This window comes from Coriobacteriia bacterium (assembly GCA_013336165.1).
Taxonomy (GTDB): Bacteria; Actinomycetota; Coriobacteriia; order Anaerosomatales; family JAAXUF01; genus JAAXUF01.
This window is the reverse complement of record JAAXUF010000003.1, coordinates 232,424-238,632: the sequence shown is the minus strand read 5'-3', so window position 1 is coordinate 238,632 and position 6,209 is coordinate 232,424. Positions and strand designations below refer to the sequence as shown.

The 6,209-nt window shown below is 59.0% G+C and carries 8 protein-coding genes; 5 read left to right on the top strand and 3 right to left on the bottom strand.

The window, feature by feature from the left end; genetic code table 11:
* The 3 genes from HGA39_04080 to HGA39_04070 all read left to right on the top strand — a co-directional run.
* Window positions 1-404: hypothetical protein (locus HGA39_04080; GenBank protein ID NTW28526.1), on the top strand; the 404-nt coding region annotated here is incomplete at its 5' end.
* Window positions 405-484: 80 nt separating this feature from the next.
* Entirely contained in the window at window positions 485-1,489 is a 1,005-nt protein-coding gene (locus HGA39_04075; GenBank protein ID NTW28525.1) for a hypothetical protein, read from the top strand.
* Entirely contained in the window at window positions 1,486-1,893 is a 408-nt protein-coding gene (locus HGA39_04070; protein ID NTW28524.1) for a hypothetical protein, read from the top strand. Before HGA39_04075 ends, HGA39_04070 begins: the two co-directional genes overlap by 4 nt.
* A gap of 531 nt (window positions 1,894-2,424) precedes the next feature.
* Here HGA39_04070 and HGA39_04065 read toward each other — a convergent pair.
* The 3 genes from HGA39_04065 to HGA39_04055 form a co-directional block, all read right to left on the bottom strand.
* Complete coding sequence (locus HGA39_04065; GenBank protein NTW28523.1) at window positions 2,425-2,592, bottom strand: hypothetical protein; 168 nt, start codon at window positions 2,590-2,592, stop codon at window positions 2,425-2,427.
* Entirely contained in the window at window positions 2,589-3,143 is a 555-nt protein-coding gene (locus HGA39_04060) for a hypothetical protein (protein ID NTW28522.1), read from the bottom strand. Before HGA39_04060 ends, HGA39_04065 begins: the two co-directional genes overlap by 4 nt.
* A 928-nt stretch (window positions 3,144-4,071) precedes the next feature.
* Window positions 4,072-4,212, bottom strand: coding sequence for a hypothetical protein (locus HGA39_04055; protein NTW28521.1), 141 nt, complete (start codon window positions 4,210-4,212; stop codon window positions 4,072-4,074).
* A gap of 242 nt (window positions 4,213-4,454) precedes the next feature.
* Here HGA39_04055 and HGA39_04050 point away from each other — a divergent pair, with 242 nt between their 5' ends.
* Together HGA39_04050 and HGA39_04045 are read left to right on the top strand one after the other, a co-directional pair.
* A complete protein-coding gene (locus tag HGA39_04050; protein NTW28520.1) occupies window positions 4,455-5,165 on the top strand; it encodes an NUDIX domain-containing protein in 711 nt (236 codons plus the stop codon).
* 27 nt (window positions 5,166-5,192) lie between these two features.
* Complete coding sequence (locus tag HGA39_04045) at window positions 5,193-6,209, top strand: band 7 protein (protein NTW28519.1); 1,017 nt, start codon at window positions 5,193-5,195, stop codon at window positions 6,207-6,209.

Here is a 6,209-nt window from a genome sequence, read left to right as displayed (position 1 = left end):
ACGACGTCAACAGCAAAGAGCTCTACGTCGACGTGACCGATACCGATCCGACTCACCCGCTCGTGGCGCTGGGCATCACGAGATACGGCGACCTCACGGTGGACACCACCTCGAGCAGCACAGCCACAGCCCTGGGACAGCTCTACCTCACCGACAACGGACGCAAGCAGGTGAAGGGAACCGTCACCACGAGGTACGTGCGCACCAACACCGGTGCCGATGTCTACCTTCCCAACATCCGCCCAGGCAAGATGGTGCGACTCCTCGGCCTACCGGATGGATACGTGGACTGCATCGTCAAGAAGACCACGTGCACCGGAGACAAGATCGTTGCGCTCGAGCTCGACAACGCGCCGTATAGCCTCGACATCGCCCTGGCGCAACTCGCGAAGCGCGAAGGGTAGGGGCTGACACCTCCTACACGATGGGGTGACACATCTCGCACGCTGATCTTGTCCGTGAGAGATGATCGGAGGAGGAAGTCGTGGCAGTACCGATCGCAGTCAGGATCCTTCCGCTCGGCCGCGCTTATGGCCGCCCCGGTTACAAGCTGGTTGGTGAACGCACCATCACGATTCACAACACCGAGAATCCGGACGCCACAGCCGAGAACCACGCGGACTACCTCGAGAGCGGACGGGCGATCTCGTGGCACTTCACCGTCGACGCAGACTCGGCGGTCCAGCATCTTCCTCTCGATGAGCAGGGCTGGCACGCAGGAACCACTCCGGGCAACACCACCTCAATCGGCATCGAGATCTGCGAGTACACGGATCCGGCGCTCACGGCGCTGGCAATCCAGAACGGCGCGTGGCTTGCGGCGAAGCTCTGCCACGATCTCGGACTCTTCCCCGGCCGGGCAGTCGTCACGCACCAGAGCTGGATGCAGTACGGCACGAGTGGCAAGTACTGTCCGCACCTCATCATCCCGCAGTGGGGATTCTTTCTCGCGGAAGTCACAGCAGAGTATTACGGAATGGAGGCACCGATGGACTTTCCAGAGGCACCGACCGGATGGCTACGCTTCTATAGGCTGCGAGGCGGCAACGGCAACTTCTTCTATACCTCCTCGCAGGACGAGGCGCGCAAGAGCGGTCACGAGTATGAGGGTGTCGGCTTCGACGTTTCGCTCACCGATCCGACCAACACGCTTCCCCTGCATCGGCTGTGGCTGCCCGAAGGCTTCCACTTCTACACGGCATCAGCTGAGGAGTACGCGATCGTGAAGGCGCGTGAAGGAGTCAGAGACGAGGGTATCGTCGCCTATGTCGGGACGCGTGGGGCGAGCGTCAAGCGTCTCGCTCAAGGAGACGCTCACCTCTACACGGTGTCGAACATCGAGGCGCAGAACGCCGCAGCTGACCACTGGCTGCCGGAAGGCGTGGCGTTCTCATGCGGCATCGAGGTCGCGCCGCCCGTGGTGGTTCCCGACACGTGGAAGATCGTCGAGCAGTCCTTCTCGAGGATTGTGCTCGAGGTGGCGAAGTGAGCCCTGAACTCGTTGGCGCCCTCATTGCGATAGGCACCTTCAGCCTCAGTGCACTGACCGGGTTTGGTGCCTATAAGCTCGGCAAGCAGAAGGATCGCCGAGAGCAGGTGTCTACGCAGATCGATCTCACGAAGGCGGACGACGTTGTACGCGATCGAATCGTGGAACTTGTCGAAAAGGAATCCGAGAAGCGGGTCGCCGTCGTCAAGACCGAAATGGAGTTGACGCTCAAGACGATGCAACTCAAGCACCTCGAAGAGGTTGGTGACCTACGCAGGAGCTTCGAGAGGCAGATCAGCGAGGTGCGTGACGAGCTCGACGAGTATCGCTGCTACAACGCCCCCAAATGCCTGACCCGCCGCAAGAAGGCCAGCGATCCCATCAAGCCTGAGACCACCGACTGATACCAGTTTGCGTGGCAGGACGGCCACCTGCTACGCGATAACCCTGCGGCATGCTGACGCGGGGAAGGCCGACCGGCGTCAAAGCTCGCGCAGGTGATCTCCCACCAGAGCGCGGCGAAGGCGGGCATTATGCTGACTCCAACAGCGTCCCGCCTGCGCCGGCCGCCGCTATCCGGGGCTGCGAAGCGGCTCCGGAAAGACAAAGAACGTGCCCTAGTGAACCCGGGGCGCGTTCTTTGCACTTGCAGTTGACTTTTCGAGCCAAGACCTACCGCATATTCACATCGCTTGACCCTCTCATGTTCGTCAAGCATTAAGAGTCAGTCTGAGACTGCCTCTTTTTCCTCCTCAAGTGAGGGGGCAAAACAGGCAGTGTGGCTTTCCAGACATTAATAATGCAGCAAAATACACATCGGGCTTCTGACCTGCGGGAACACAGCGCAGGAATCAAATCGGAATAATTTGATTCCAAGGTGACAAGCCCATGTGTACGTTTTGCGCCCTCAATTGGGTGCTGGGTGAAGCGGGATGCTACGTAAGCAACTCCATGAACGCGATAAGGCCGCCGATTACCATAATCGCCGTGATCCACTTGAGGCTTCGCGTGATGGTCCCCATCTGCCGCTCACGTGTCGCGGCGCACTTGGGGCAGCCATCAAACGCTTCGTCGTAGGACTCCTTGCAGGTGGCACACTTCATGATTCCCCCATTTCTTGGGTGGCTAGAGGACGCGTTGCCGCGTTGCGTTTTCTCGGCTCGCATAGCCAAATCTTCACAGCGTATTGGTACCGATCATGTGGAGGATGCACTTCCGCCACAAACGCGGTCCAGCCGGATTCGCAAGCGTCGATCTTCGGGGCGAACTCGGCCGCCTGCTCTCGAGGTAGATGTCCGATCTCATCCCCGTCAGCTGTCAGAATGAGAACCGCGTTCTTGTCATGAGGATTATGCTGCTCATGAAAGACCCATAGCCGCTCTCCGAGTGCAAGACTGGCGATTGTTTCCTGACGATCACTGAAGGTTGAGCCAACGAGCATTACGAAGGAAGCGACCATCCAACCCTTGTTGATCTCGTCCGGCGGATTCCATCTGTTACAGTTCCCGCTCGGATCGATGATAGGTAGATCCGCGCAGTATTTCTTCGCCTCGGGTGCCCAGTCCGGCGAGGCATAGCGGATTAGGACCGCGCTGCTTTCGTCATGCTCTTCCGGTCGACCTAAAGCGCCCTTGAGCGCGCTGAAAAGTCCCATTACTATCGAGCCCCCCGTTATTCGCCGATCTGGTGAAAATACCACTACGAGTGTTGGAAGACAAAATAGTGCAGTTTCAGTGCGGCGCAGCCTGTCTGTAGGTTGAAACGCTATGACAGCGTATGTATACCTATGGGAACATAAAGAGCTTTTGACCTGCAAGAACGGGGCAACGGTGGAAAGCTATGACAACCTACACAAGCGTCTGATGATGCTCCCAAGGGACTGAAAATCCCCGTGTCGGCGGTTCAAGTCCGTCTCTGGCCACCATCGTTTACCTGCGGAAACGCCCCCGGAAGGGGGCGTTTCTTGTTGTCTGTGATACTTGAAATATCCTATTTCATCCTATGACGCCGCGAAACTATGTGGCAGCACGCGGCAATTCACTGTCCTGCCCTTCTCGCAGGTCAGTCCGAAGTGGTACTTTCAACCAAGGGCGGCACCATAGCTGCCATGAGATCGGGGGGATCTGATGGGGTTTCTGGACAAAGCAAGATCAAGTCTGAAGGAAGCTCAGGAGAGGGCCGCCGAGCAGCGGAGTATCCGAGGCGCCCACCTATGCGCTCCTCCATCTGCGGGAGATGCGATGCACTTCCACGCCTACGGACTCGAGGACCGCGGTGATTCCCTAGAATTGGTACTCAAGGAACGTGTGAGTACTGACGCCGATGGGATCGCGCACGCATTGGGCCTGCAAGCGGAGTCGAACGTCGATCTAGTCGAGATCTTGGATGGTCTGGAGCGGAAGTTGTCCGAGTCCACCAGATTCGCTCCTATATAGGCCGATGCTGGTGGTCGGCGCCAGACTGCCAATGGAGATGGTCCAACCTGAGGCGCTTCGCTCGCAGGTCATCGTTCGGGCGCTAGACGCTTGTTCACGGTTACAAGACCGTTCAGATGGTCCCTTGGAGGTTCCTTGTACCTTAAGTCACTGTGTGGGGGTTATGTCGGATCCTGCCGCCAAGAGTTCGTCTAACCAGCAGCTTGTGATCCCGGAACTTCGGAAGATATCGTAGGCGATCTTCGTGCCGCCGGTGGCGATCGTGATCAGCACGGTGATGTTCTGCACGTCGAGCGTAACGCCGGCATTTACGATTGCCAGAATGCCGACGAGCGCCGAGAGCCCCGTTGCCGTCCAGGACTTCGCGGCAGCCGACCAATGGCATCGAGCGACGTAGGCGACGCAGAATGGCAGGAGCGCAGTGATGAATAGCGGCCATCATCTACAGGTTATCCGGACATCATGAAGCCCTTTACATATATGTGATATGCATATATGCTAAATGAAGATAAGTTGACCAGGAGGCAGAAATGGATGACCGAGAGTTCCTCGCCACATACGACAGCACCCAGTTCGAGCGCCTATCAGTTGCGGTAGATGTCGTCCTGCTGTCTGTGTTTGACGGGGTGCTTCGCGTGCTGGTTGTGGAGCGCGACGAACCTCCTCAGCAGGGCAAGTGGGCGCTGCCAGGAACGTTCGTTCGGACCGATGAATCGCTCGATGAGGCCGCACGTCGTGCGCTCGCCACAAAGGCGCAGATCTCGAACGTCTTCGTTGAGCAGCTCTATACGTTTGGAGCGCCGGAACGCGATCCGCGAACGCGCGTCATCAGTGTCACCCACTACGCGCTTGTCGCTCCGGAGCGCCTTGGTGACGCGGACTTGCGCCGTGTTCGAGTTCCGTGGGAGGGCGAAGCTGGTGGGCCGGTCGAAGTTGTTGACAGCCAAGGCAGCCGGCTTCCGCTTGCGTTCGACCACGCCGAGATTCTCGGCATGGCGGTCAAACGCCTCCGCGGCAAGCTCGACTACTCGCCGATCGGATTCCAGCTGCTGCCTGAACGCTTCACTCTGCGTCGGCTGCAGGATGTTCACGAGACTATCCTCGGGCGGCCACTCAACAAGGATTCGTTCCGTCGTCGGATGCTTGCATCCGACCAGCTCGAAGCGACTGGCGAGCGCGAGGACGACGTTGAGCATCGGCCCGCCGAACTCTACCGGTTCATCCACCTTTCGGCGGTGTGAGGCCGCCGAGGCTGAAAGGAGATAGTCATGGCCGAGATACGCAACTACCCGGTTCTTCGCCACCTGAGGTCTGAGCCGTCGATGCAAGTCGTACGCTACCGCAAGGGTGCGGCGGTTCAGAGAGGCAGGGGACTCGCGTTCTGGTTTCATCCACTCTCGACCGCCGTTGCCGAGGTACCGATGGATGACAGACAGCTCACTCTGACATTCCAGGGAGTCAGCCTCGATTTCCAGGAGGTCTACGTCCAGGGTGTTGTCACTTGGCGCGTGATCGATCCCAATGTGCTTGTGAATCGACTCGACTTCCACATAGCACTCGACAGCGGGCGGTGGGCAAGCGAGCCCCTGCAACAGGTTGCCGGACTCCTCACACGAGTGAGCCAGGAAATCGCGCTCGATTGGATTGCCGAAAGGAGACTCGCGGACGTGCTGGCCGAAGGCGTCAGTGCTCTTCGCGAGAAGATTGCGGAGGGTCTCGTTGGAGAACCGGGCCTCGCCGAAATGGGTCTTGAGGTCGCAACCGTGCGGATCTCTTCGGTAAGGCCTTCCTCGGAGATGGAGAAGGCGCTGCAGACTCCGGTGCGTGAAGCGATTCAGCAGAGTGCTGATGAGGCGCTCTTCCATCGGCGGGCGTCGGCGGTAGAGAAGGAACGGGCGATTGCGGAGAATGAGCTGCAAAACCAGATCGAACTCGCCAAGCGCGAGGAGCAGTTGATTGACCAACAGGGCGCCAACGACCGAAGCAAGGCGCGTGACGAGACAGAAGCCGAGCGTATTCGTGTCGAGGCCGGCGCTGAGCACAAGCGCATCAGCTCGCAGGCCGAGGCGGAGAGTCTTCGGCTGATTGAGGGAGTCCGTGTCGAGGTCGAGCAGCAGATGATGGGCATCTATCGGAATCTGCCCCGCGAAGTGATGGTTGGGCTCGCATTGCGGGAGTTCGCTTCCAAACTGGATCGGATCGACCATCTCAATATCACGCCAGATCTACTCTCGCCACTGCTGGGTGATCTCTTGGGCGCGGCGACGAGGCGGCTGGAGGCGTGA